This is a genomic window from Niveispirillum sp. GW835-FHT14G11, from assembly GCF_058793615.1.
Genome location: NZ_JBXAFZ010000023.1, coordinates 28,417 through 52,201 on the forward strand (window position 1 = coordinate 28,417; position 23,785 = coordinate 52,201).

The window sequence follows — 23,785 nt, forward strand, 5'->3', positions numbered from 1 at the left end:
GCTGGCCAGGTGTTCATGTTTCACGCAGGCGGCAGCAGGCTTTCCAGGAAACGCACGCCACTGTCCAGCGCTTGACCCGCTTCCGGCAGGATGTCCGTGAACATCGGCCAGACATGGAACATCTCCGGCCAGACCTCCAGCGTTGTGCGCACCCGGTGGTCGGCCAGATGAGCCGCCAGTTGGAACGCGTCGCTCAACATCACCTCGCTTTCACCGACCTGGATCATGACGGGCGGCAGGCCACGCACGTCGGCGAAGACGGGGGAAGCCTCCGGGTCGTTGGCGGGCGTGACACCCAGGGCGCAGCGGGCCATCAGCAGCAATATCTCCCGGTTGCACAGCGGGTCGATGCCGTCGCGGGTGGTGTAGGACGCGCCGGTCATCTCCAGGTTGGCCCAGGGGGAGATGGCCACGCCGCCGGCGGGCAGGGCCAGCCCCAGGCCGCGTGCCCGCACCATGCTTGACACGACCATGGCGCCGCCGGCGGAATCGCCGGAGATCACGATGTTGGCCGCACCCCCCTCCCGCTCCACCAGCCAGCGCCAGGCGGTGACCACATCGTCCAGGCCGGCAGGGAAGGGATTTTCGGGGGCCAGCCGGTAATCGGGCAGGAAGACCCGCGCGCCCAGCCGCTCCGCATATTGGCCGGCAATGCCCAGATATCCGGACGGTCCTCCGCTGATATAGCCGCCGCCATGGATATAGAACAGCACGCGGCTGCCGCGCGCCTTGTCCGGCGTGACCAGCATGCCCGGCACGCCGCCCATATCCAGATCCGTGCAGACGACCCCGTCCGGCGGCCGGTTGCGGGCCAGTTCGCGGTTGTAATCGGCGCGGATATCCGCCAAGGGCCGGTCCGGCATCTCCCCCAGCAGCAGGGGGGCGAGCTGCATGGCCGCCTGTTTCCAGTCTTCCAGTCGTTGCAGCATGATCTCGCTGAGCGGCATGTTGTTTCCTCCTAATGGCCTGGCGCTGTCGGCGTGGCGATGGCGGTGTAACGGGTGGTCAGATATTCATCGATGCCTTCAATTCCGCCTTCGCGGCCCAGGCCCGATTGTTTGATCCCGCCAAACGGGGCGATCGGATCAGAGAGGATGCCGGTATTGATGCCCAGCATGCCCGTCTGCAATCCGGCCTGAAGGCGCATCACACGGTCAAGGTCGCGGGTGCAGGCATAGGCGGCAAGGCCATAGTCGCTGTCATTGGCCATCGCGACGGCGTCCGCCTCCGTTATGAAGGTCTGGATGGGGGCCACGGGGCCGAAGATTTCCTGATGCAGGATGGGCGCGTCGGGCGGGACCTGCGTCAGGATCGTTGGTGGATAATGATAGCCGGGGCCCGATGGTAACTCACCCCCCAGCACAAGCGTCGCCCCCCGCGCCACCGTATCCCGGACCAGCCCGTGAAGATTGTGCCGGGCAGCGGCATCGACCATCGGTCCCAGACTGTCCGGCGGCAGGGCGGCGAACCGTTGGGTCAACCGTGACGTGAAGGCGCCGGCGATTCCGTCCTGCACCAGAAAGCGGTTCGCCGCCGTGCAGGCCTGGCCCAGATTGCGCAGCTTGGCCTGCACGGCGCTGTCCACCGCCAGATCCAGATCGGCGTCATCGAACAGGATGAAGGGGTTGTTGCCGCCCAATTCCATGGAACTGCGCAGGATGGTTGCCGCAGCACCCGCCAGGATCAGGCGGCCGACCCGTGTTGACCCGGTGAAGGACACCTTGCGCAGCCGCCCATCCGACAGCAGCGTGCCCACCACGCTCTCCGCGCGGGTCGTGGTGATCAGGTTCAGCACGCCGGGCGGCAGGCCGACCTCCTGCATCAACCGTGTGAACAGGATGGCGGTCAGCGGTGTCTGTTCCGCCGGTTTCAGCACCATGGTGCAGCCGGCGGCCAGGGCAGGCCCGACCTTGCGGGTGATCATGGCCAGCGGAAAGTTCCAGGGCGTGATCAGCAGGCAGGGGCCGACCGGCCAGCGGCTGATGATCTGTCGTGACCCGCCACCCGGTGCCGGCTGTTCGCGGCCATGGATGCGCAGTGCCTCTCCGGCGAACCAGCGTAGGAAGTCGGCAGCGTAATTGACCTCCGCCTGCGCTTCCCCCGGTGGCTTTCCCGTTTCCAGGCTGATCACCCGTGCGAACCGGTCGCGGTCGGTCAGCAGCCGTTCATAGGCCCGGTGCAGCAGGTCGGCGCGGTGCCGGGGTGTTTGCCGTGCCCACCTTTCCTGTGCGCGGCAGGCGGCGTCCAGGGCGGACAAACCGTCCGGCACGGCGGCATCGGCGACCTGCGCGATCTCCCGCCCGGTTGCCGGGTTCTCCACGGCGATGCGGCGATTGTCCGCCGCATTGCGCCACTGACCATCGATCAGCAGCCTTGGCGGCAGGTCTGACAGGTCCTGGGAATATCCATGTTCCGGCATGGCATCAGGCGCTCTGCCGGCGGGCGGCCGCGTGCGGCCCGGCGGGGATGCCCAGCCGGGCTTCCTGCCCATCGAAAATGCGTAGCGGTGCGAAGGCGTCGGCATCGCTGATCACCTCCAGCACTGTCACCTGATCCGATGCCAGCGCCTTTTCCAGGGCCGGGCCGAAGGCGTCGGGATCGTCGATCCTTTCACCTTGTGCGCCCACCGACCGTGCCACGGCGGCGTGATCGACCTCCACGAAGCGGATGCCCGTGGTGCTGCGCCCGAAGCCCAGATTCTCCCCATGCCGCTGCATGGCCAATTGCGAATTGTTCAGGACGATCAGGGTCAGGGCGACACCTTCGCGCACCGCCATTTCCAACTCGCCCCAGACATGGGCGAAGCCGCCATCGCCGACCAGCCCCACGACCCGCGCGCCGGGCCGGGCCAGCTTCGCCCCGATGGCGAATGGCAGGCCCCAGCCCAGCCCCGCCAGGCCGCGCGGCGTCAGGAAACGCTGCCCCGCGCGGCGCGTGGTCAGGTATCCCGTGACCCACACGGAGGAATAGCTGGCGTCGGCCACAACGATATCGTCCGGCCCGATCAGGCGGTCCAGTTCCCCCATCAGCCGTTGTGGCAGGATCGGCCGTGTATCGGCCTGCATTTGCGGTGCGATGGCGTTGCCCCGGGCATGCCGTGCTGCTGCGATCTCCGCGATCAACGCGCCGGCCCTGTCCCTGCGCTTGGTCAGGTCCTGCCGCTGCAAGGCTGCCGTCAGGTCCAAAATAGCCGCGCGGGCGTCACCCACCAGACGCAGGGCTTCGTAGTTGCGACCCACCTCGGTCCCGTCGATATCGACATGGATATAGGTGGCGTCGGGTGCCGTCAGTCTCCAGGCGTCGGTGCCATTCTCGTTGGTCCGGGTGCCGATCAGCAGCACCACGTCCGCCTTGGCGATCAGGTCCCGATGCACCGATGCCGGACCGTTGCGCCCCAGCAGGTTCGCGGCGACGCCCAGCGACAGGGGGCCGGTTTCATCCACGGCACCCTTGCCCATGTTGGTGGTCGCCACCGGCAGACAGCCGATGGTGATCAGCCGGCCCAGGGCGTCCACGGCCTGCGCCGTGTGGACGCCGCCACCCACGATCACCAAAGGTGAAGTGGCATTGGCCAGCAGTTCGGCGGCCCGTTCGACGCTGTGCCCGTCGGGGCGTGGCCGGTCCAGCGGGAAGGTGCCCAGATCCTGCTGGCGCGCGACATCGGGGCCCCTGGATGGCTGCAGCAGCATATCCTTGGCCAGCAGCAGCACGACGGGACCCGGCCGGCCGCTGTTGGCGGCGATCATGGCCAGATCGATATATTCGGCAGCCCGGTCGGGATCGTCCAGCCGGCGCACCCATTTCGCCACCCCGGCGAATAGCGCGAAATGGTCGAGCTCCTGGAAGGCGTTGCGGTCGCGCTGGGAGGCCGGAACCTCCTGGACCAGCACCAGCATGGGGATGGACGCCTTCAGCGCCTCCGCCATTGGGGCGACCATCAGGGTGGCCGCCGGCCCGTTCTGCGCCGCCACCACGCCGATCCGGTTGGAAACGCGTGCATAGGCATCGGCCATGGCCCCGGCGGCATTCTCCGTCCGGTACAGAAGCTGGCGGATGCCGGCATCCTCGGCCGCCAGCATCAGCGCCGTGGGATTGCTCTGCCCGAAAATGAACTCGACGCCGTGGCGCACAAGGGCGGAAGCAATAGCTTCCGCAACGGTATCTGGCATTGGGATGTCTCCGTTTCATCGGCCATTTCGCGGCCTCCGCCCTGTCGTGAATGGTCACGGCAGCTTGACACCCGGTGGGCGCGGGGGCTGGGCGTGCCATGAAGCAGGGCGGTGATGATTTCATATATCAGTACAGTTTCGTTATTTGACATGATTCAGGCTGCTTGTAAAGCCGCCGGTGTGAAAATCATGCAGCATGGAAGCACAGCCTCATTGGCGCGCAGCAGGAAACATTCTGTCGAATTCTGATCAACGATCTGGATTATCCGTTGATAATCAATGATCTTTGAGAATGGCTCAGGCACGGTTGCGCCTGTTTTGTGGAATCCGCTTCGATAAGTAGTTTTTCTCTATTTGACATAAAAACAAATATTGAAACTAATGGCCCGACGGTGACCTTGGATGGTCCGCCGCAAGAATCACAAGCGATTGATGTCTCGGGAGGGAACATGTCTATGCGGCATCGTACTGTTGCCAGCAGCACCGCCTTGCTGGCGGCGCTGGGTCTGTCCTTGGCCTCGCCGGCCGTTGCCGCCGGTGAGGAACAGGGGCTGCAGCTGGAGGAAATCATCGTCACCGCGCAGAAGCGTGGTGAGAATATCCAGGAGGTGCCAATCTCCATCACGGCCCTGGGGGGCGAGGCACTGGAGATGCAGGGTGTGCGCAACGGTCTGGACCTGACCAGGTCGGTGCCGGGCCTGCAGATCAACAACCTGTTCCAATCCTCCAACCCCACCATCTTCCTGCGCGGCGTGGGCGTGAATGACTATAACGCCGCCTCGTCCGGCGCGGTCGGCGTGACGGTGGATGATGTTTTCCTGAATTCCGGTGTCGGCCAGCTGTTCGCCGTCTTCGATGTCGACCGGGTGGAGGTGCTGAAGGGGCCGCAGGGCACGCTTTACGGCCGCAACACCACGGGCGGTGTCATCAACTACACGACGCGGCGACCCAGCTTCTCTCCGGATTTCTCCGCCGCCGTCACGGCGGGCCGGTTCAACCAGATATTCTTCGACGCGGCGGGCGGTGGCGCGCTGATCGACGACACCCTGGCGGCGCGAGCCTCACTCACCGTGAAGCGTCGGGATGGCTGGGCTACCAACCTGCAGGACAGCCGCGACATCAACGGTATCGAAACCTATGCGGGCCGCCTGCAAATCCTGCTGACCCCGTCGCCCGACCTTGAAATCCATAACAAGATCGAAGGCGGCAAAAGCCGCTCCTCCGCCCTGGGGCATCAGTCGATGGGTACCGTCAATGCCCGTACGGGCCGCCCCTGCACGGGCGCGGAAATCCTGGCGCGCACCGTCTGCGCCAACCCCATCACCCGTTACATCGCCAACCAGGATGTCGATGCGCTGAATACCAATGTCCTGGACAATTACGAGAACCTGGACAATTTCGCCGACCGGCTGTCGGTGATCCATGATGGGGATGATCTGAACGTCACCTCCATCACCGCCTATGTCTATAACAAGCGCGATCTGAACACCGATGTCGATTACTCCCCCTATGCCGTGGCGGAACTGCCGCTCTGGAAGGAAACGTCGCGACAGGTCAGCCAGGAACTGCGCTTCACCTCCAATGGCGACGGTCCGTTCAAATGGGTGGCCGGCCTCTATTACCTGCAGGAGGAACTGTCCAGCCTGACGAATTTCAGCGTGCTGCGGGAACTGAACCCCGACCGGACCAAGCCTTTCTTCGACCCGGCCAACTCCGTGCTGATGCTGGAACGTGTATTCACGCAGCGGACCAGCAGCAAGGCCATCTTCGCCCAGGCCGATTATGCACTGACCGACAGGCTGACCGCGACCGCCGGCCTGCGCTATACGGACGACCGCAAGAAGCTGAGCTTCATCACCTATGGCGGCCCGGTCAATCCGGACACCAATCCCCGCGCCCGGCTGCGCGACCGGCTGGTCGGTTTTGTCGATGCCAATCCATCGAACATGACCATCGACCTGCCCAGCCGCACCGTCACCGAGCTGAAAAAGCCGACCTGGCGCCTGGCACTCGCCTATGAACTGGACGAGAATGCCAATCTCTACGCCAGCTATTCGCGTGGCGTGCGGGCCGGCGGCTACAATACCGGCGCGCTGTTCAACGGGATCGAGTTCAACGCGGTGGATAGCGAAAGTATCGACGCCTATGAGGCTGGTGTGAAGACCGACCTGCTGGATCGCCGTGTGCGCCTGAACATGGCGGGCTTCTATTATGATTACCGCAACCTGCAGGTCTTCAGCCTGGAGCCCAACCCGGCGGGTGGGGTTCCCTTGCAGCGTCTGCAGAATGCCGATGCCGATATCTATGGTGCTGAGATCGAAATCCAGGCCCGGCCTGTGCAGGGGTTCGACCTTGCGTTCGGCGCCGCCTATGTCCACGCCACCTACACGGATTTCATCGATCCCATCCGGGGTGATTTCAAGGGTAACACCCTGGACAAGGCCCCGCGCCTGCAGATCAGCGGCAGCGCCACCTACAGCGCTGATTTGAGCCCTGATTGGACAGGCCGGGTGGGGGCCGATTTCTCTTACCAGTCCAAGGTCAATTTCAGCGCGACAAATCAGGCGCCGATGGTTGGCGACCGGCATGGCGAGGTCAATCTACATGTGGGGATGGCCCACAGTTCCGGCATCGACTTCACGCTGTTCGTGCGCAATGTCGGCGACAAACGCTATCTGACAGACATGAACGATCTGTCGAGCCTGGGCTTCTACTTCCCCGTCTATAACGAGCCCCGAACCTATGGTCTGACAGTTCGTTACAAGCTTTGAGCGGCTGGAAGGTGACTGGCTTGAGTGGGGGACCTCCGTCTGAAACAGGCTGGCCAACTCCATCTTGTAGGCCCGCTCATGCTGAAGATATATGCCCCTTGTTCTGGTTCACCACCCAGCGGTCATACGCGACGATCAGGGCCTCGATGAGCCGGTTCCAGGTCTCGTCATCGGGAAGGGCATCGGCCGGAAACGCCGCCCCGGCGGTGGTCCGGTCTTTCAGATCGAAGGCGGCATGGCCATCATCAAGCCCCAGATTGATCTCTCCATCCGATCGGAAGCCGATGGAGGCCAGGTCGCCGTTCAGTTCCCGCGCCCTTTTGGCACGCATGCGCCAAAGGGCGCGCGCTTCCTTGCGTCCCCGTTCCGCCAGATCGCGGGCTTCGCCCCTGTACAGGAAATCGCCCGGCAGACCGGGAGAAAACGGCTGCGCCGCGGCGTCTTCACCTCCGTCGCCCAGCTCCAGGACGAAATCAGGCGCTTCATCAACGAACACAATGGGTCAGCAAAGCCCTTCGTCCCACCCCGCCCGACCGATCAATAGCGTTCGCCGATCAATTCCTCACTTCTGAGCCACAGCGCCTTCGCCGTGTCCACGTCGATGGCGTATTCGCGAACGCCCTTGCGCACGCCATCGCCATGTGCCAGCGGGGCGACGTTGCAATCCTCGCAGTAACGTCCGCCGATACTGTCACCGTCGGCGACGATAGCGACCCAGACGGAGGTCGCCGCGGCCTGCGGGATGGTCTTCAGCTTGAAGGCGGGGGCACCGGTTTCGGCCTTGGCGACGGTGTTGATGCGGGCGACGAGTGCATCCATGTCCTCCTGCGACACGCTGCGCTTCAGGCCGGTTTCGGCGCCGCCGGGATGGACCGATGCGGCCCGGATGCCGCGATGCTTCCAACGCCGGTCCAGTTCGACCGCGAACAGGGCATTGGCCGTCTTCGACCGGCCATAGGCGATCCAGGCATCATAGTCCGTGCGCTCGAAATTCGGGTCGCTCAGATCGACATCGGAGAAGCGGTGCGCCGCCGATGACAGAACCACCACCCGACCGCCATCGCGGATCACGGGCGCGATCCGGTTGATGAAAGCGAAATGCCCCAGATGGTTGGTGCCGAATTGCATTTCGAACCCGTCTGCCGTGCGACCGAAGGGTGTGGCCATGATGGCGGCATTGGCGATGACGGCGTCAAAGGGGCGCCCGTCGGCAACCAGGGCATCCGCCGCCGCGCGCACACTGGTCAGCGAGGCAAGGTCGAGAGTGACCAGAGAGAACTGGCCGCCACCCGCAACCGCTGCCGCCCGGACCACATCGCAGGCCTGTTCGGCGCGGGCAAGGTCGCGCACGGCGCCCACAACCTCCGCCCCATGGGCCACCAGCGCGCGGGCGGTTTCCAGACCCAGACCGGAAGAGGTGCCGGTGACGAGAATGCGCTTGCCTGAAAGTGTCAAACCGGCCAGCACATCGTCGGTGGTGGTCGTTACATCGAATTGAGTCATTGACGTTTCCTCATGTCTCGGGGGATGCTGTCTCCCTGTCCCGGCCATGATATCGGGACCGCCTTGCGACCAGCTGCCCGATCCTGGCGATCACTTGCCCGATCCTATCAATCAGTGACGAAGGGGAGGCGGTCACGCCGATGCATGACCTGATGGAGATCATGCAGAGCCGGGTGCTGCGGCACGCGACCTCGCCGCGGACCGAGACGCCGATCTCCCGGCTGACATTGAGTGTGTTGAACCGGCCCGGCAGTGGTGTCGCCACCATGCTGACGCCCGTCACCTGCCTGATCCTGCGGGGGCGCAAGCAGGTGACGGTGGGGGAGACGATGCTGGACTATGACAGCACCCGTTATTTCGTGGCCTCGCTGGACCTGCCGGCCACGGGCCGGGTGCTGGATGCCAGCCCGGCGGAGCCGTACCTTGCCGTGGGGCTTGAACTGGACCGGGCTATCCTGGCCGATCTGATTGCCGGCCTGCCACCGGGACTGGTCAACAACGCACCGGTCGCGGGTGATCAGCCCTGTTTCGGGACCAGCGCCGTCACGCCGGACCTGCTGGCGGCCTGGAACTGGCTCTTGTCGCTGTTGGACCAGCCGGAGGATGTGCCGGCCCTGGCGGCGGCGCGGGAACGGGAGATCCTTTACCGCCTGCTGCGGGGGCCGCTGGGCGGGCATCTGTGCCAGATCGCGCAGGGCGACAGCCGTCTAGCCCGCATCCGCCGTGTGATCGACTGGATCGGCAGTCATTATGAGGAAACGCTGCGCACCGGCATGCTGGCAGAGATCGCAGGCATGAGCGTCGCCTCCTTCCACCGGCATTTCCGGGCGGCAACAGCGATGAGCCCGCTGCAATATCAGAAGACCATGCGCCTGCACATGGCCCGGCGCCTGCTGGCATCGGGCATGGAGGCGGGGGAGGCGGCCTATGCCGTCGGTTATGAAAGTGCCTCGCAGTTCAGCCGCGAATATAGCCGGGCCTTCGGCATGCCGCCGTCGCGTGACGTTGAAAGGCTGGCGGGGTGAGGGCGAGGCAACCCCCTACCGCACGCCCTTGATGAAGGCCACGCAGAGCGTGCCCAGGGTGATGAAGCCGATCCCCATGGGGAACAGCACGCCATAGGTCCCGACCACGCTGACCATGGCACCCGCCAGCCCGACGCCCAGGGTCTGCGACAGGGTCGTGGTCATGTTGATGATGCCCAGATCCTTGCCGGCATCATCCTGCGACGGCAGCACCTTGGTGATCAGCACATAATCCACCGATCCGAAGCCGCCGAAGCCGGCCCCGATCAGGAAGGAATAGATGGCCATGCCTTCGAAGGTGGGGAAAGCCAGGGGCACCAGAATGGCCCCGACCATCACGACGGCGCAGATATAGATCAACGGCCGCGTTACCCCCAGCCGGTCGCTCAACCAGCCGGCCAGCGGCGTGCCGATGGCGGCCCCCGCCATGCCGGCCAGACCCATGGCCGGCACGTTCTTCACGGCGTCGGCACCCAGGCCCACATAATCCTGCAAGATGTAAAGCAGATAAACCTTCAGCGGGAAAAAGCCCGTCAGCATCAGGAACCGACCCAGGAAGGTCCAGCCGAAGGCCGGATATTTCACGGGATTGACCCAGAAGGTGGAGAGCAGCTTTGACAGGTTGAAGGGCGGCGTCGGTTCCCCGACATTGGACCGGCGGTTCACCACCACGAAGATGATGATGGCCAGCAGTAAAAGCACGCTGATGACGGCATAACCCAGCAGCATCTGCGCCGCGAAGGCGGCCCCGAACACCTGACCGAACAGCACGCCCCCCAGATGGGAAAGCCCGATGGCGGCGGAGAAGATGCCGCGCCGCGCCACCGGGACCCGTTCCGGGATATAGGCGGTGATCGGCGTGAAGACCAGATTGGTGCTGACCTGGATCAGCAGCCAATAGATGGCCAGTTCCGTGATGGTTCCGGCCTGCGACAGCAGCAGGGCCAGCACAATGGTCGCCCCGGCACCGCCCAGCATCCACGGACCCCGCCCGCCGATCCTGCTGCGGGTCCGGTCGCTGAGCGCGCCGGACACCGGTGCCGTGAACAGCGCGCCGATGGCCCCGATGCCGATGACGAAGGCCAGGCCGCCCGCCGCCCCTGCGGGGTCGATCTTCTGCACCTGCAGAGCCAGGAAGACCGATTGCAGGGCCGTCCAGAACAGGAACAGCGACACCGCCGCCAGCCCCAGCGTGAAGAGCAGCCCGAGCAGCCGCTGTTCACGCAGACTGGGCGCTTTCGCCCCCTGGGCCGGGGCATCGGTGCCGGTGATGGTGTCTTGGCGGGCGACGGACATGGGCGCTCCTTATGCGCAAGGTCGGGGATGGTTGCGGGGGCGGCTGCCCCTATCGTCCGTATCGCTCCAGCACGTTGAACAGGGTCCGGGCCGGCTGTTCGGACGGCAGATAATTGATGAACCAGCCCTCATATTCCCCGGCGATGGAGCCCTTGAAGCCATGGGCGGCCAGCATGCCCAGCAGTTCCTTGTAAGGCGTGTTCGGCTCTTCCCCCGCCGCATCGAACATGTGGGCCTTGGCGTGGCAATGCACCGTGTATTTCAGCAGCGGTTCGAAGGTGGAAAGCGGGTTGGTCTGGATCTGCCCCGGCGCGTTCGGCCCCTGCCAGCAGGAGAAGTCGGGCACCAGCCGGAACCAGGGTGAATCCACGGTCTCCAGCGCTTCCTGATAGTAGGAGGGCGGGTGCGGGGCGTGCAATTCCACGCCCCAGATGACGCCGTACTTCTCCAGCGTCGGCAGCACGGCCTGCACGAAGTCGATCAGTTCGCCCACCGGTTCGGCATTGAAGGCGGGGCGCATGACCTTGGCGCCCAGATACGCCGTCAGCGCGATCATCCGCTTGGCGTTGTGGATCAGCTCTTCCCAGGTCTGGGGCCGATCGCTGCGGATATTCTTGCCGAAATAGCAGCTGAAACAGAAAATCTCCATATCCAGCGAGGCCACCAGTTCCCGGATGGCCGTCAGGTCGTCCAGGTTGGGATTGGGCCAGCCGGGAATATGCTGTTCCGCGATGATCTCGACGCCGTCGCAGCCGATCTCGGCGGCTTTGCGGATGGCATCGAAGACGTTCATCTTGCCGGCATGGATGTCGGCGCCGAAAGTGTAGAGGCTGAGGCCGAGTTTCATTTCAACGCATCTCCAGTTCACCGGTCAGCCGGTAGGGCAGCGTGTCGTTGGGGAAGCCGTAGCTGAAGGTTGTGCGCATATCGATATCGACGCCGACCTGATTGGTGGCGGTCACGATGTCGGCCAGCGCCGCGTCGGTCAGCAGCACTTCTGCCACCTCGCCCATGCCCCACCAGATTTCGTGCAGATATTTGGCATAAGCGACGGGGACCTTCTGCCCGCGCAGGGCGATGAAGGTATCCGCCTCCGGCACGGTATGGCCATTCACGATGATCTTGATGAAGGATACCGTGGACAGATAGGTGCCCGTGTACCAGGGATTGCGGATCAGCAGACGCCAGCCGTCGGGCGTCCTTTCAATGGCGTTGTCGGCGAACAGGTCGCGCTGACCCACGCGGGAAAAGACGACGATCCCCTGTTTGGCCCTGTCGGCCTGGTTCCGGTTCGTCCGTTGCAACTCGTTGCTCATCGAGCGTGTCTCCTCGGCATGATCTACGGTTCTCCCGCCTGCGAGGCAGGGCCTGGGGGTGCTGGAGATAAGGGGAAATCAGGGGGAACCGGCGGGAGGCGCTGATCGGCCACCGTCCCCGATGGGAACGGTGTCGCATGCAACCATGTTGATGATGAACATGTGATGCCCCGCTGACCAGGGCAATGCATGCCTTGGTATGTCTTGCGAGGATCGGTTTGTATCATCGCCGCCGGGCAGCCATCCCGTGCGTTCGCTTCATCCTCTGAATAGCAGGCATTCTACTGGCATGCAAGAGCTCTCGTCAGCGGGCCGACAAGATTGGGGGCAGGCCAGTTCGCAGGTTTCTGGTAACAAGAATGGCAGAAACCCAAGCCTGAATGGCTGTGCGATGCCGTTGCAGTCGGTGGCGGCGCAGGCCGCGCAAGCCTTTCGTCCTTCGTCCTGCGTCTGGGTTGCGGGGTGATCTGGGGTCGAATAAAGGTGAAAATAGCAAAAACTAGAATTCTTGCATTCTAGCTTGTGAACCTGTATCACTATCCATGCGATGCACGGTGCGGGTTCTGGACCCCATGACGAATGCGCCGGCCATGACAGGCTGGCCGGCGCAGCGCCTGCAATCCGCTTCCCGATCAGATGGCATCGAACGCCCCCGCGTGGCGTCAGTCGACGCGCCAAAATCCAAAGATGGCAGGAGAGACGTGATGCGGCGGCTACGCATGGGACTGATCGGCGGCGGTGCCGGTGCCTTTATCGGCCCGGTTCACCGCATCGCGGCCGAACTGGACCGGGAGATTGAACTGGTCGCCGGCGCTTTCAGCAGCGATCCCGCCCGGTCGCGTCAGGCCGGCGACATCTACCGTATCGATCCCAGGCGGGCCTATCCCGATGTGGCGACGATGCTGGCGACAGAGGCGGGCCGTGACGATGGGATCGACTTCGTCACCATCGCCTCGCCCAACCACCATCATTTCAGCGCTGCGCGCATGGCGTTGCGGGCCGGGGTGGCGGTGATGTGCGACAAGCCGGCGACGGCCACTCTCACGGAAGCCAAGGAACTGGCCGCCATCGTCGCCCGTACCCGCCGGCCCTATGGACTGACCTACACCTATTCCGGTTACCCGCTGGTGCGCGACGCGCGGGCGCGGGTGGCGGCGGGCGCGCTGGGAACCGTGCGCAAGGTCGTGGTGGAATATCCGCAAGGCTGGCTGGCCGGGTCCGCCGAAGGCAAGCAGGCACTGTGGCGTACCGATCCTGCCCAGGCGGGCGAAGGTGGGGCCATTGCCGATATCGGCGTGCATGCCTTTCATCTGGCGGAATTCGTGACGGGACTGCGCGTCACGCAATTGCTGGCCGATCTGGCCGCAATGGTTCCAGGCCGTGTGCTGGACGATGATTGCCAGGTGCTGCTGCGTTTCAACAACGGCGCGCGCGGGGTGCTGCTGGCCTCCCAGATCATGGTGGGGGAACGCAACGGACTGCGCCTGCGCGTCTATGGTGACAAGGCGGGCCTGGATTGGTGCCAGGAACAGCCGAACATGCTGACCTGGCGGCATGGTGACGGGCGAACGGAGATCATCCAGGCGGGCGATGCCGGCCTGGGTTCCGATGCACGCTGGGCCACCCGCACGCCCGGCGGCCATCCGGAAGGGTATCTGGAGGCCTTCGCCAACCTCTATCGCGACTTCGCCCGGCAATTGCGGGGGGAGGAGGGCAGCCTGCTGCCCGGCATCGATGACGGGCTGCGCGGCATGGCCTTCATCCATCTGGCCGTCACTGCCAGCCGGGCCGGCGCCGGCTGGGTCGAATTCGAGGTGTAGAGATGCGCACGATCAAGGGACCCGCCATCTTCCTGGCGCAGTTCGCGGGCGACAAGCCCCCGTTCAATTCGCTGGATGCCATTGCCGGCTGGGCGGCCGCGCTGGGGTACAAGGGCGTGCAGATCCCCAGTTGGGATGCCCGCCTGTTCGACCTGGAAAGGGCGGCAGGCAGCCGGGAATATTGCGAGGAGGTGTGGGGCACGCTGGCCCGCCATGGGCTTGCCCTGACGGAACTGTCCACGCACCTGCAGGGACAGCTGGTGGCGGTGCATCCCGCCTATGACGCGCAGTTCGATGCCTTCGCCCCGCCATCCGTGCGCGGTAATCCCCGCGCGCGGCAGGAATGGGCGGTGCGGCAGATGCATCTGGCGGCCCGCGCCAGCCACAATCTGGGCCTGACGGCGCATGCGACCTTCTCTGGCGCACTGGCCTGGCCCTATCTCTATCCCTGGCCGCAGCGTCCGGCGGGTCTGGTGGAGGATGCGTTTGCCGAACTGGCCCGACGTTGGCGGCCGATCCTGGACGCGTTCGACGATGCCGGCGTCGACCTCGCCTATGAGATCCATCCCGGCGAAGATCTGCATGACGGCGTCACGTTCGAGCGGTTCCTGGCGGCGGTGGATAACCATCCGCGCGCCACTATCCTTTATGACCCCAGCCATTTCGTGCTGCAGCAGCTGGATTATCTGGCCTTCCTGGATATCTACCGGGCGCGGATCAAGTGCTTCCATGTCAAGGATGCGGAATTCCGGCCCGATGGCCGTTCCGGTGTCTATGGCGGCTATCAATCCTGGCTCGACCGGCCGGGGCGGTTCCGGTCGCTGGGCGACGGGCAGGTGGATTTCGCGCGCATCTTCACCAAGATGGCCCAGTATGATTTCCCCGGCTGGGCTGTGCTGGAATGGGAATGCGCGCTGAAGCATCCCGAACAGGGGGCGGCCGAGGGCGTGCCCTTCATCGACCGGCATATCATCCGGGTTACCGAACATGCTTTCGACGATTTCGCCGCTGGCGGCGCCGACCGGGCGCTGAACGCGCGGGTCATGGGCATTGGAGCGATTTTCGGTTGACCGGAAACCGCTCCGGCGGCGACTGCCGCCGCGGCGCTTATGCGCCGTGAAGCCAAGCCGCGGATGCGGCGCCGGGGTTTGAGGAACTGAAAAGCGAGAGCGTGTTTCCGGTCAGCGGAAATACGCTCTAATGGATCGGAAAGATCAAGGAATGGCTGATTTCGACTATATCGTGGTGGGTGCGGGCTCAGCCGGCTGCGTCGTGGCACGGCGGCTCAGCGATGATCCGGCCAACCGCGTGCTGCTGGTGGAAGCCGGCGGCACGAACCAGAGCGTGTTCATCAAGATGGCTGCCGGCTTCGCGAAGATCATGGGCAATCCGGACTATTACTGGTCCTTTCCCGTGGTGCCGCAGCCGGGACGCCGGCCGGAACGGCACAGCTATGGGCGTGGTCTCGGCGGTTCGTCCGCCGTCAACGGCACCTGGTACCTGCGCGGACAGCCGCGCGACTTCGATGGCTGGCGTGACCGGGGGCTGCTTTCCTGGGGCTGGGATGCCATGCTGAAGGCCTATGGCCGGATCGAGGAATACCGGGCCCCCGGCGCCGACCGTTCGCGCGGCTTCGACGGCCCGCAGCAGATCACCCAGGCGACCTATCGGGGCGAGGTTTTTGATGCCATCGTCGGCGCCTGCCGGGAAATGGGCATTCCCTGGACGGAGGATATCTGCACCCCGGCCGTGGAAGGGGTGGGGCGCACGCAATATACCGTGAACCGCAAGGGACAGCGGGCTTCGGCCTATGAATCCTTCCTGGCCCCCGTATGCAACCGCCCCAACCTGTCCATCGTCACCGATTGTCTGGTGAAGCGGGTGGTGATCGAGGGCGGGCGGGCGATCGCCATCGAATGCGAGCGAGGTGGGGAAATCCTGCGCCATACGGCAGGCCGGGACATCGTGCTGTCGGCCGGCGTCTATCGCTCCCCCCAACTGCTGATGCTGTCGGGCATCGGGCCGGGCGCGCATCTGGCGGGCCACGGCATCCAGGTGCTGCGCGACCTGCCGGCGGTGGGGGAGAATTGGTGCGACCATCAGAAGATGGGCATCTCTTACGATCTGCGCAACCATCCGGGCCTGAACCGGGAATTCCGGGGCTGGCGGCTGCCGCGCAATGCCCTGCGCTATTTCCTGACGGGCACGGGGCCGCTGGCGCGGGTCGGCATGCCTGTCACGGCCCTGGTATCGGGGGAGGGAGCGCCCGCCGACTGGCCCGACATGCAGCTTGCCGCCTCTCCCTTCGCCATGCGCACCGTCAAGGAAATGGCCGCCAATCCCGGCAGCCCGATTTCCGACAGGCCGGGCATCACCTTCGCGGGTTTCCACCTGCGGCCCAGGGGGCGCGGTACCGTGCGCCTGGCCAGCGCCGATTTCCGCGACGCCCCCATCGTCGATCCGCGCTTCTGGCAGGAGGAGGAGGACCAGCGCAAGGCGCTGGAACTGTTCCGCCTGCTGCGCCGGATGGCGGGGGCGAAGGCCCTGGCGCGTTTCGTGGGGGAGGAAAGGCAGCCCGGACCGGCCTGTCAGGGCGACGCGGAGATCATCGCCGAACTGCGCGGCATGACCGATCCCGGTCTTCATGGCACCGGCACCTGTTCCATGGGCACCGATCCGGTCATATCCGTGGTGGATGATGCCTGCCGCGTGCATGGAGTTGAGGGGCTGCGCGTCGTCGATTGCTCCATCATGCCCACGCCCGTGTCGGGCAATACCAACGGCCCGGCCATGGCTATCGGCCAGCGGGCGGCGGACCTGATCCTGCGGCGGGGATGACGCGAAAACGGCCCGCGACGATCATCGCGGGCCGTTTTCATTTGAAAATCACCGTCAGACGAAACCGATCCAGCATCCTGCGACGACGGCGCCGATCCAGAATAGCAGTGACAGGCCGCCGGCCATGCGGGCACCGGCCGGCGGATGCCGGTCATGGTCCCAATCCCCGATGCGGCGCCAGACCGCGGCGTGAAAGACGGTCATGTTGAGCCCGGCCAGCAGCAGCATGAGCATCTTGCCCTTGAAAGGCCCTTTCTCGACATAATCAACGGCATGTCCGCTGAACAGCAGCAACCCTGTCACGACGGCCAGGGCGAAGGCGGTCCAGGTGAAGGGCAGCATCTCCCGGATCAGGTGTCGGGTGCTGCGACGGTGCGCGGCATGGCCGATCAGGCGCAGATCGACGATGGCGATGGTGCCCAGGACCAGCGTTATGGCGATGACATGCAACGCGCCGACGCCGGGCAACGCCAGGGCGCTTTCCCGCATGAACTGCCCAACGGGCGACGCCTGAACGGATTGAAGAAAGTCGCTCATGATGCCCCTTTCAAACCGCGTAGGCGACCCAGTGGCCGCAGGCGATCACGGCGATCCACAGGCCTGTTGATATCCAGCCCAGCGGCTTCGGCCACCGTGACGCCAGAAGCGTCACCATGATGGCGGTCAGCAGCAGCACCAGCTTCGCCCCGAAGACCGGATTGCCAAGCAGCCTGTCCGGCCGCGCGGCGGCCATGATCAGTCCCGTCAGCAGCGAAACGGTCAGCGCCCCCCAAAGCCAGGGCCGATAGCGGCGCAGAACCGTGCCCACCTCCACATCGGCCGCCAGGACACCGGCAAGCCGCAGGTTGCCGACCAGGGCCGAACCGATGATGAAGGCGATGGCGATGATGTGGACGACCAGCAGGGTCGGGATGATCCAGGGCACGGCGAGCCAGGCAGTGAATTCCATCATCTGTTCCCCCTGGGCGCAGGTCAGGGCGCGGGCTTCTCCCCTCGACCCGACCTGCGCCGATTGCTCAGAACTTGAACCCGGCCCGCACGCCGAAGGTGCGCGGATCGGAGATCTGGGCCGTGCCATCGGTCATGGCCGGGTAATTGGCCGACAGGGCGACACTGCCCAGGGCGATGTCATTCTCCAGGTTCTTGGCATAGGCCTGGACGTAATAGCGGTCGCCCGGCGCGTTGTAGGTGGCCGTCAGGTCGGTGCGCGTGAAGCTGGGCTGACGGAAGAAGTTGCGCAGGGCCGTGTTGATCAGGTGATAGCCGCCGCTGATCCGCGACCGCACGCCCAGCACCAGCGACCCTTCGCCCAGCGGCAGCGTATGGTCATAACCCAGGGTGGCCGTCCATTTCGGCGATCGGTCCAGCTGCTCCCCCTTCAGATTGACGCCGGGGGAGACCAGATAGTCGGTGTAGCGGGCATTCAGCCAGGCCAGCGACAGGTTGAAGCGGTTGCGCGCATCGGGCTGGGCCAGGGCCTCCAGTTCCACGCCGTCGATCTTCGCCTTGCCGGCATTGCTGGTCACCAGACAGGGCGCGCCGCCGCAATAGGTGGCCGAGATCTGGCTGAGCTGCAGGTTGGAGTAGTCATAGTGGAAATAGGCGCCCGTCAGCCGGACCTTGCGGTCGGCCAGACTGGTCTTCACACCGGCCTCATAGGCGGTCAGGGTTTCGGGTGAATAGAACAGATCGGTGGCGGGAACCGGCGCATTGCAGTTCAGTTGACCCGCCAGACAACCCTCGTTGAAGCCACCGGCCTTGTAGCCCGTGGAGACGTTGCCATAGAGCATCGTCTCATCCGTCAGGTCGTAATCCAGGCCCGCCCGCCAGGTCAGCTTGGTATAGCTGACGGCGGCGTTGTTCAGCGAATCCCGCTGGCCGCGCGGATTGGTGGTTCCGGGCTGCGTGGCGGGGGTGAAATCCAGCGGGTCGGTGACGTTGGCATGGTTGATGGTGGCACCGACACGCGACTTGTCATCGCTGGTATGGCGCAGACCGCCCGTGACGCGCAGATCGTCGGTCAGGTTGAAGGTCGCCTGCCCGAAGAAGCCCAGGGTCTTGGAAATGGTCGGGTCCTGCGGGAAACCATAGACGTAGCCACGCTGGCCGGGCGTGAAGCCGCGCGTGCCGAACAGCAGGAATTCCACGCCCGACTGTTCACGGAAATAATAGACCCCGCCCTGGGCCAGCAGGCGGTCGGTCTGGTAGGCGAAGCGCAGTTCGTGGGACTGCTGCTCATACTCGCCATCGAACGTCGCCTCCAGCGGCACCCGCGTGCCCGGCGGCGGCAGGCCCGGCAGCGCCTGATAGGTCAGGCCGACATAGCCGCGCTGCAGCTCGTCGCGCGTGAATTCGCGGTAGGATCCCAGGTAGGTGGCGGTGAGGTTCTCCACGATATCGACCTCCAGCTCGCCATGGATGCCCCAGGTGCTGTTGTCGCTGGCGGATTTGCGGTTCTGGGTGAAGCCCAGGGTGCGCAGTTCCTTCGATGACTGGTCGGAAAGGCGGACCGGCACGGCCCCGCGCTGTCCGGTCGGGGCCGCCGTGACCGGCATCTGGAAGAAGTTGGACAGGGCCACCCCGGTCTGGGGATTGCCCTTCATCGTGCTGGTGTCACCCTTCACATAGAGCCGCACCCGCTCCCCGATATCGGCCTTGGCGCTGAGCCGGAAGGAAAGGTCCTTCTTGCCGGCATCGAGCGAGGGGGTGGACGCGCCCTCGTACAGGTAGCTGTCGCGGTAATTGTAGTTGGCGGCCGCACGAATGGCGATGTTGTCATCCACCGGCACATTCACCATGGCGGACGCCAGCAGCGTATCATAGCTGCCATAGGCAAGGTCGCCCGACGCCTGGAACTCGCCCTTGGGACGGGCCGAGATCAGGTTGATCAGGCCGGCCGTGGTGTTGCGACCATAGAGCGTGCCCTGCGGCCCGCGCAGCACCTCCACCCGTTCCAGGTCGAAGAAGCTGACCTCCTGTGCCTGTGGCCGCGCGATATAGACGCCATCCACCAGGAAGGCGGCGGACGGGTCGCCCTTCTCGCTGTTGTCGGTGCTGGAAACGCCACGGATGGTGATCTGCACGCCCGCACCATTGACGCGGTCGATGGCCAGGTTCGGCACGGCATCGGCCAGATTGGTCGGGTCGCTGATGCCCTGGTCGCGCAGATTGTCGGCGCTGACGGCGGACACCGACACAGGCGTCTTGGATAGCAGCGTCTCCGCACGCACCGCCGTGACCACGATCTCTTCCAGCACGAACGCCTCCAGCCCGGGATTGGCCGGTGCGGGCGTCTGCGCGAAGGCGGTGGTCAGGCCGGTCAGCAGGGCTGTGCCGGCCAGAAGGAATTTCTTCATGAGTACCTCCCCAATATATTTATTGTCGTCGGTTGGATTGTGTCGGCAAGGACGGGGACGGCTGGCTGAAACCACACCCGGACCCTTGTTGTTCTGATTGCGGAATCGTCCGTGTCTGGGCGTGCAACCTCCCTCTCCGGCCCCCGGTGAAGCATCCGGATGCCGGTTGGTCATGGCTTGATTTTGAAGATTTCACGGGCCGCGATGGCTGTTTCGCGGACTGCGGCGAGTTCAGAAGGCTGGTTCCGCGCTGACGCTGTCGGATGCGTATGCGTGGGCGTTGCGGACCAGCCAGGCGATCAGAGACACCTCATCCTGGTTGCGGGGGGCATAGATCATCACGGTGTCGGGCGACACGGTGGGGTATCCGGCCAGCGGGTGCGGTTCCGCCCACCCTTTGGCAATGGCGTCGCTGCGCAGGGGTTCGGGCAGGACGGTATGCAGGCTGCCATCATCTTCCAGATGCACATGGGCGAATTCATGACCCAGAAGGAAGGCCCGTGGCCGTTCCATGGGCCGCCCCCCGCGCAGGTAAAGCCCGATGGTACCGGGCGGGGCGCGCCGGCTGCCGCCGGGTTCCACGTCGGGTAGGGCCGACAGTGCCGTCAGCAGCGACCGCCCCAGCTGCCGCCGGTCCGCCGGGATCTGGTCGATCTGGCTGTGCGGGGCATGCGGGGTCGTGCGGGGCCGGGGCCCGTCGCGGGCGGACAATCCGCCCTCACGCGGGGCAATCATATCCATGGTTTCACCTGTTAATTCTGTGTCGGTGTCACGGCGAGCACGCCGCTTAGGTGTCAACACTTCCCGTGCGACTGCTCAGTCGGGCAGGATCACGCATTCCACCCGTCCGCCGGGCATGCCGCGCACGCGGATGGTTACGGCGGAGGGGCCGGCCTGTCCGGCGGCGGTCAACGCGCCGCGCACGGCCTCCACATACAGGTTCAGTTGCACCGGCAGATAGCGCCGGTCGAGATAGGCCAGGGCCTTGCCCGCGATATTGGCGATCTTTTCCGCCATGAACAGGGCAGCGGTGGCCGCGTCCTTCTTCTCGCAGGCGTCCAGCAGGGGCTGGAAACCGTTCTCCAGCGGATAGGGCGGGGGACTGCCCACCACCTCATGCATGCCACGGAACATGGCCAGCCGGTCCAACAGATCATCGATCATCTGCGTGACATGGCGCCCGCCATGGCGGCAGAGCGTGCTGATCAGCCGCCGGAACGCCAGCCGTCGCCTTGTGGCGCCGCGCGGGCTCTGCGCCACTTCCGGTGATACCTCGATCCGGGCGACGGCGCGGCGGACGATGGCCATGTCCGCCTCCGTCAACCGGTCCGCTCCTGCCCGGATGGCCATGGCGGCGTTGAGTGTCAACAGGGAGAAGACCTGTTCCAGATCATCGATGGAATAGCTGACGACCCGTCCCTGCTGGTTGGTTTCCGCCTCGATCAGTCCTTCCTGCTGCAACATGCGCAGCGCCTCGCGCACCGGTCCCCGGCTGGTGTCGAAATCCAGGGCCAGTTGCACCTGGGAGAGCGGCTGGCCGCCCTTCAGCTTGCCGGACAGGATCATCCGCCGCAGCCGGCGATAGACGGCGGCGACATTCTCACGAGACGGGGCTGGGGCGCGTTCATTCATGATGCAAACCATTCTAGCAAGATTTGTCGACAGCGCAACGGCAAACTGTTGACACTTTGATCTTCATCTGCACATTGTACCGGCATAACGATCCAAGCAGGGAGGATGATATGCCGACGGATGCACTTGCCGTCTGGGCAACGATGGAGGCACGCCCCGGGAAGGAGGACGCCGCGCGCGTCTTCCTGACAGAGGCTGCGCGCCGCCTGCAGGCTGAACCCGGCACCACCAGCTTCCGTGCCATGGACCTGGGCGGCGGCCGTTTCGCCATCTTCAACACTTTCATCGACGAGGATGCGTTCAAGGTCCATGTCGGGGGAGAGGTGGCGCGCTGGGTGCAGGACAGCCGCGAGGACCTGTTTACAGAGCCCTATGCCATCACCCTGTGCCGCACCTTCGCCGCCAAGGGGGATGTCCCATGAGCACCGTACCGGATTGTGAGGTTCTGGTCGTCGGTGCCGGTCCCACGGGCCTGATGGCGGCCTGCCTGCTGGTGCGCAGCGGTGTGAAAGTACGGATCATCGAACGGCGGGTCGAACCCACGCGTGAATCCCGTGCCTTCGCGGTCCAGGCGCGCACGCTGGAACTGATGCAATCCATCGGTCTGGCCGACCGTTTCCTGGCCCGTGGCGTTATCGCCGGTTCGGTGAACCTGCATGTGCGGGGGCCGTTCCGGGGCGGGCTGAATTTCGATCTGGCACGGACGGCCGACACGCCCTTTCCATTCATCCTGATGATCCCGCAATCGGAGACGGAAACGCTGCTGATTCAGGATTTGGAGGCGCAGGGTGTACGGGTGGAACGGGGGCAGCAATTGCTGAACCTCGTGCAGGATCAGGACGGGGTCAGCGCCCATGTCACCGCCCTGGACGGTACGGTCGAGGAAATCCGCAGCACCTATATCGTCGGTGCCGATGGGTCGCGCAGCATGGTACGCGAGGCGGCGGGCATCGGCTGGGATGGGGAGATGCTGCCGCAGCGCTTCCTGCTGGCCGATTGCAAGGTGGAATGGCCGCTGGACCACCACCGGTTCCGTGTTTTCATCAATGGCAGGCGTATCGGCCTGTTCCTGCCGCTTTATGGCAGCCGGCTGTCGCGCGTGATGGCGACCGACCTTTCCGGCGGCCTGGGCGATGGGGAGGCGGCACAGCCGCTGCCCCTGGACCTGAAGGAAATGCAGGAAGGGATGTCGGCGGCCATCAACATGCCCATCACCTTGAGCGATCCGGTCTGGATCACGCGTTATCGCGCCCATCACCGGTTCGTGGACTGCTATCGGTCGGGTCGCGCCTTGGTGGCGGGCGACGCCGCCCATATCCATTCGCCGGCGGGCGGGCAGGGCATGAATACCGGCCTGCAGGATGCGGCGAACCTGGCCTGGAAGCTGGCGGCCGTCCTGCAGGGTGGCAATGCCGCGCTTCTGGACACCTATGACGGGGAGCGCCGTCCCGTGGGCGAGAAGGTGGTGAAAAGCACAGGCCGCCTGTTCGCCGCCGCCGCCGGTCAGGCGGGGTTCAAGGCGGCGCTGCGCGATCTGATCCTGCCGCTGGCGTTGAAGATCATTTCCCGCGCGCGGCCCATCCAGACCAAGGCCTTCCGCCGGCTGTCACAGCGCGACATCATCTATCCCGCCGGTACGGCGGCGGTCGCATCCGACAAAGCCGGCTGGAAGAAGGGGCCGGTGCCGGGCGCACGCGCGCCGAACGCCCCCCTGCGGTCGGGTCGGGAGGTTTTCGACCTGCTGGCCGGATACCGGATGACGGTGCTGGCCCTGTCGCGCCGGCCGCTGGACGCAAGGCAGATCGAACACCTGAACCAGTCGCTGGCCGGGCTGGTGGCGGACCGGCCCAATCTGTCGACGCATCTGGTGGCGCGTCAGGATTTCGGGATGGGTCCGGGGGTGGAATTCACCGGCCTGCCGGATGTGTTTGAGCGTTACGGCGTGGATCTCCGGGATGGTCAGGCCCTCTACATCATCCGTCCCGACGGATATGTGGCCTGGCGCAGCCCGACTTTGAACATCCAGGGGGCAGCAGCTTTCCTGGCGGATGTGGCGTAA

20 protein-coding genes are annotated in these 23,785 nt (G+C 65.0%); 7 read left to right on the forward strand and 13 right to left on the reverse strand.

The window, feature by feature from the left end:
- Window positions 1-20 precede the first annotated feature (20 nt).
- The 3 genes from AC1Q7F_RS28865 to AC1Q7F_RS28875 are packed head-to-tail and all read right to left on the reverse strand — an operon-like array spanning window position 21 to window position 4,169.
- The gene (locus tag AC1Q7F_RS28865) at window positions 21-947 is read right to left on the reverse strand and encodes an alpha/beta hydrolase (RefSeq protein WP_492512020.1); all 927 of its coding nucleotides are present in this window, start codon (window positions 945-947) and stop codon (window positions 21-23) included.
- A gap of 11 nt (window positions 948-958) precedes the next feature.
- Complete coding sequence (locus AC1Q7F_RS28870) at window positions 959-2,419, reverse strand: NAD-dependent succinate-semialdehyde dehydrogenase (protein ID WP_492512021.1); 1,461 nt, start codon at window positions 2,417-2,419, stop codon at window positions 959-961.
- A gap of 4 nt (window positions 2,420-2,423) precedes the next feature.
- The gene (locus AC1Q7F_RS28875; protein WP_492512022.1) at window positions 2,424-4,169 is read right to left on the reverse strand and encodes an acetolactate synthase catalytic subunit; all 1,746 of its coding nucleotides are present in this window, start codon (window positions 4,167-4,169) and stop codon (window positions 2,424-2,426) included.
- A gap of 449 nt (window positions 4,170-4,618) precedes the next feature.
- Here AC1Q7F_RS28875 and AC1Q7F_RS28880 point away from each other — a divergent pair, with 449 nt between their 5' ends.
- On the forward strand, window positions 4,619-6,940 hold the full coding sequence (locus AC1Q7F_RS28880) for a TonB-dependent receptor (RefSeq protein WP_492512023.1): 2,322 nt from the start codon (window positions 4,619-4,621) through the stop codon (window positions 6,938-6,940).
- A gap of 76 nt (window positions 6,941-7,016) precedes the next feature.
- Here AC1Q7F_RS28880 and AC1Q7F_RS28885 read toward each other — a convergent pair whose 3' ends face one another.
- Both AC1Q7F_RS28885 and AC1Q7F_RS28890 read right to left on the reverse strand, forming a co-directional pair.
- Complete coding sequence (locus AC1Q7F_RS28885) at window positions 7,017-7,436, reverse strand: hypothetical protein (RefSeq protein ID WP_492512024.1); 420 nt, start codon at window positions 7,434-7,436, stop codon at window positions 7,017-7,019.
- Window positions 7,437-7,477: 41 nt separating this feature from the next.
- Window positions 7,478-8,443, reverse strand: coding sequence for an SDR family NAD(P)-dependent oxidoreductase (locus AC1Q7F_RS28890; RefSeq protein ID WP_492512025.1), 966 nt, complete (start codon window positions 8,441-8,443; stop codon window positions 7,478-7,480).
- A 140-nt stretch (window positions 8,444-8,583) separates the two neighbouring features.
- On the opposite strand from AC1Q7F_RS28890, the gene AC1Q7F_RS28895 reads away from it, so the two are divergent.
- Window positions 8,584-9,468: an AraC family transcriptional regulator gene (locus tag AC1Q7F_RS28895; protein ID WP_492512026.1), complete on the forward strand. Its 885-nt coding sequence runs from the start codon at window positions 8,584-8,586 to the stop codon at window positions 9,466-9,468.
- Between the two features lie 15 nt (window positions 9,469-9,483).
- Here the strand turns inward: AC1Q7F_RS28895 and AC1Q7F_RS28900 are convergent, their stop codons facing one another.
- From AC1Q7F_RS28900 to AC1Q7F_RS28910, 3 genes are read right to left on the reverse strand one after another with little or no spacing between them, the layout of a single operon-like run.
- Complete coding sequence (locus tag AC1Q7F_RS28900) at window positions 9,484-10,764, reverse strand: MFS transporter (protein WP_492512027.1); 1,281 nt, start codon at window positions 10,762-10,764, stop codon at window positions 9,484-9,486.
- A 49-nt stretch (window positions 10,765-10,813) separates the two neighbouring features.
- Window positions 10,814-11,611 carry a sugar phosphate isomerase/epimerase family protein gene (locus AC1Q7F_RS28905; protein ID WP_492512028.1) on the reverse strand — a complete coding sequence of 266 codons (798 nt, stop codon included), beginning with the start codon at window positions 11,609-11,611 and terminating at the stop codon, window positions 10,814-10,816.
- Between the two features lies 1 nt (window position 11,612).
- Window positions 11,613-12,080 (reverse strand): C-glycoside deglycosidase beta subunit domain-containing protein, encoded by a 468-nt coding sequence (locus AC1Q7F_RS28910; protein WP_492512029.1) that lies wholly within the window; start codon window positions 12,078-12,080, stop codon window positions 11,613-11,615.
- 704 nt (window positions 12,081-12,784) lie between these two features.
- On the opposite strand from AC1Q7F_RS28910, the gene AC1Q7F_RS28915 reads away from it, so the two are divergent.
- The 3 genes from AC1Q7F_RS28915 to AC1Q7F_RS28925 all read left to right on the forward strand — a co-directional run bounded on the left by AC1Q7F_RS28915 (window position 12,785) and on the right by AC1Q7F_RS28925 (window position 16,738).
- A complete protein-coding gene (locus AC1Q7F_RS28915; protein WP_492512030.1) occupies window positions 12,785-13,900 on the forward strand; it encodes a Gfo/Idh/MocA family protein in 1,116 nt (371 codons plus the stop codon).
- Window positions 13,901-13,902: 2 nt separating this feature from the next.
- Window positions 13,903-14,970, forward strand: a complete 1,068-nt coding sequence (locus AC1Q7F_RS28920) for a sugar phosphate isomerase/epimerase family protein (RefSeq protein ID WP_492512031.1) — start codon at window positions 13,903-13,905, stop codon at window positions 14,968-14,970.
- A 151-nt stretch (window positions 14,971-15,121) separates the two neighbouring features.
- On the forward strand, window positions 15,122-16,738 hold the full coding sequence (locus AC1Q7F_RS28925) for a GMC family oxidoreductase (RefSeq protein WP_492512032.1): 1,617 nt from the start codon (window positions 15,122-15,124) through the stop codon (window positions 16,736-16,738).
- A gap of 54 nt (window positions 16,739-16,792) precedes the next feature.
- On the opposite strand, the gene AC1Q7F_RS28930 is transcribed toward AC1Q7F_RS28925, so the two are convergent.
- From AC1Q7F_RS28930 to AC1Q7F_RS28950, 5 genes are all read right to left on the reverse strand, one after another.
- Window positions 16,793-17,275: a DUF6644 family protein gene (locus tag AC1Q7F_RS28930; protein WP_492512033.1), complete on the reverse strand. Its 483-nt coding sequence runs from the start codon at window positions 17,273-17,275 to the stop codon at window positions 16,793-16,795.
- A 10-nt stretch (window positions 17,276-17,285) separates the two neighbouring features.
- A complete protein-coding gene (locus tag AC1Q7F_RS28935) occupies window positions 17,286-17,687 on the reverse strand; it encodes a DUF6644 family protein (RefSeq protein WP_492512034.1) in 402 nt (133 codons plus the stop codon).
- 67 nt (window positions 17,688-17,754) lie between these two features.
- Window positions 17,755-20,094, reverse strand: coding sequence for a TonB-dependent receptor (locus AC1Q7F_RS28940; protein WP_492512035.1), 2,340 nt, complete (start codon window positions 20,092-20,094; stop codon window positions 17,755-17,757).
- A 231-nt stretch (window positions 20,095-20,325) separates the two neighbouring features.
- A complete protein-coding gene (locus tag AC1Q7F_RS28945) occupies window positions 20,326-20,835 on the reverse strand; it encodes a luciferase domain-containing protein (protein ID WP_492512036.1) in 510 nt (169 codons plus the stop codon).
- Window positions 20,836-20,910: 75 nt separating this feature from the next.
- Window positions 20,911-21,726: a GntR family transcriptional regulator gene (locus tag AC1Q7F_RS28950; protein ID WP_492512037.1), complete on the reverse strand. Its 816-nt coding sequence runs from the start codon at window positions 21,724-21,726 to the stop codon at window positions 20,911-20,913.
- A 110-nt stretch (window positions 21,727-21,836) separates the two neighbouring features.
- Here AC1Q7F_RS28950 and AC1Q7F_RS28955 point away from each other — a divergent pair, with 110 nt between their 5' ends.
- Window positions 21,837-22,148: a putative quinol monooxygenase gene (locus AC1Q7F_RS28955; protein WP_492512038.1), complete on the forward strand. Its 312-nt coding sequence runs from the start codon at window positions 21,837-21,839 to the stop codon at window positions 22,146-22,148.
- Window positions 22,145-23,785, forward strand: coding sequence for an FAD-dependent monooxygenase (locus tag AC1Q7F_RS28960; RefSeq protein WP_492512039.1), 1,641 nt, complete (start codon window positions 22,145-22,147; stop codon window positions 23,783-23,785). The genes AC1Q7F_RS28955 and AC1Q7F_RS28960 overlap by 4 nt, the downstream gene beginning before the upstream one ends.

Coding starts and splice junctions, on each gene's coding strand:
- AC1Q7F_RS28865 (WP_492512020.1), bottom strand. CDS start 947: ATGCCGCTCAGCGAGATCATGCTGCAACGACTGGAAGACTGGAAACAG.
- AC1Q7F_RS28870 (WP_492512021.1), bottom strand. CDS start 2,419: ATGCCGGAACATGGATATTCCCAGGACCTGTCAGACCTGCCGCCAAGG.
- AC1Q7F_RS28875 (WP_492512022.1), bottom strand. CDS start 4,169: ATGCCAGATACCGTTGCGGAAGCTATTGCTTCCGCCCTTGTGCGCCAC.
- AC1Q7F_RS28880 (WP_492512023.1), top strand. CDS start 4,619: ATGTCTATGCGGCATCGTACTGTTGCCAGCAGCACCGCCTTGCTGGCG.
- AC1Q7F_RS28890 (WP_492512025.1), bottom strand. CDS start 8,443: ATGACTCAATTCGATGTAACGACCACCACCGACGATGTGCTGGCCGGT.
- AC1Q7F_RS28895 (WP_492512026.1), top strand. CDS start 8,584: ATGCATGACCTGATGGAGATCATGCAGAGCCGGGTGCTGCGGCACGCG.
- AC1Q7F_RS28900 (WP_492512027.1), bottom strand. CDS start 10,764: ATGTCCGTCGCCCGCCAAGACACCATCACCGGCACCGATGCCCCGGCC.
- AC1Q7F_RS28905 (WP_492512028.1), bottom strand. CDS start 11,611: ATGAAACTCGGCCTCAGCCTCTACACTTTCGGCGCCGACATCCATGCC.
- AC1Q7F_RS28910 (WP_492512029.1), bottom strand. CDS start 12,080: ATGAGCAACGAGTTGCAACGGACGAACCGGAACCAGGCCGACAGGGCC.
- AC1Q7F_RS28915 (WP_492512030.1), top strand. CDS start 12,785: ATGCGGCGGCTACGCATGGGACTGATCGGCGGCGGTGCCGGTGCCTTT.
- AC1Q7F_RS28920 (WP_492512031.1), top strand. CDS start 13,903: ATGCGCACGATCAAGGGACCCGCCATCTTCCTGGCGCAGTTCGCGGGC.
- AC1Q7F_RS28925 (WP_492512032.1), top strand. CDS start 15,122: ATGGCTGATTTCGACTATATCGTGGTGGGTGCGGGCTCAGCCGGCTGC.
- AC1Q7F_RS28930 (WP_492512033.1), bottom strand. CDS start 17,275: ATGAGCGACTTTCTTCAATCCGTTCAGGCGTCGCCCGTTGGGCAGTTC.
- AC1Q7F_RS28935 (WP_492512034.1), bottom strand. CDS start 17,687: ATGGAATTCACTGCCTGGCTCGCCGTGCCCTGGATCATCCCGACCCTG.
- AC1Q7F_RS28940 (WP_492512035.1), bottom strand. CDS start 20,094: ATGAAGAAATTCCTTCTGGCCGGCACAGCCCTGCTGACCGGCCTGACC.
- AC1Q7F_RS28945 (WP_492512036.1), bottom strand. CDS start 20,835: ATGGATATGATTGCCCCGCGTGAGGGCGGATTGTCCGCCCGCGACGGG.
- AC1Q7F_RS28950 (WP_492512037.1), bottom strand. CDS start 21,726: ATGAATGAACGCGCCCCAGCCCCGTCTCGTGAGAATGTCGCCGCCGTC.
- AC1Q7F_RS28955 (WP_492512038.1), top strand. CDS start 21,837: ATGCCGACGGATGCACTTGCCGTCTGGGCAACGATGGAGGCACGCCCC.
- AC1Q7F_RS28960 (WP_492512039.1), top strand. CDS start 22,145: ATGAGCACCGTACCGGATTGTGAGGTTCTGGTCGTCGGTGCCGGTCCC.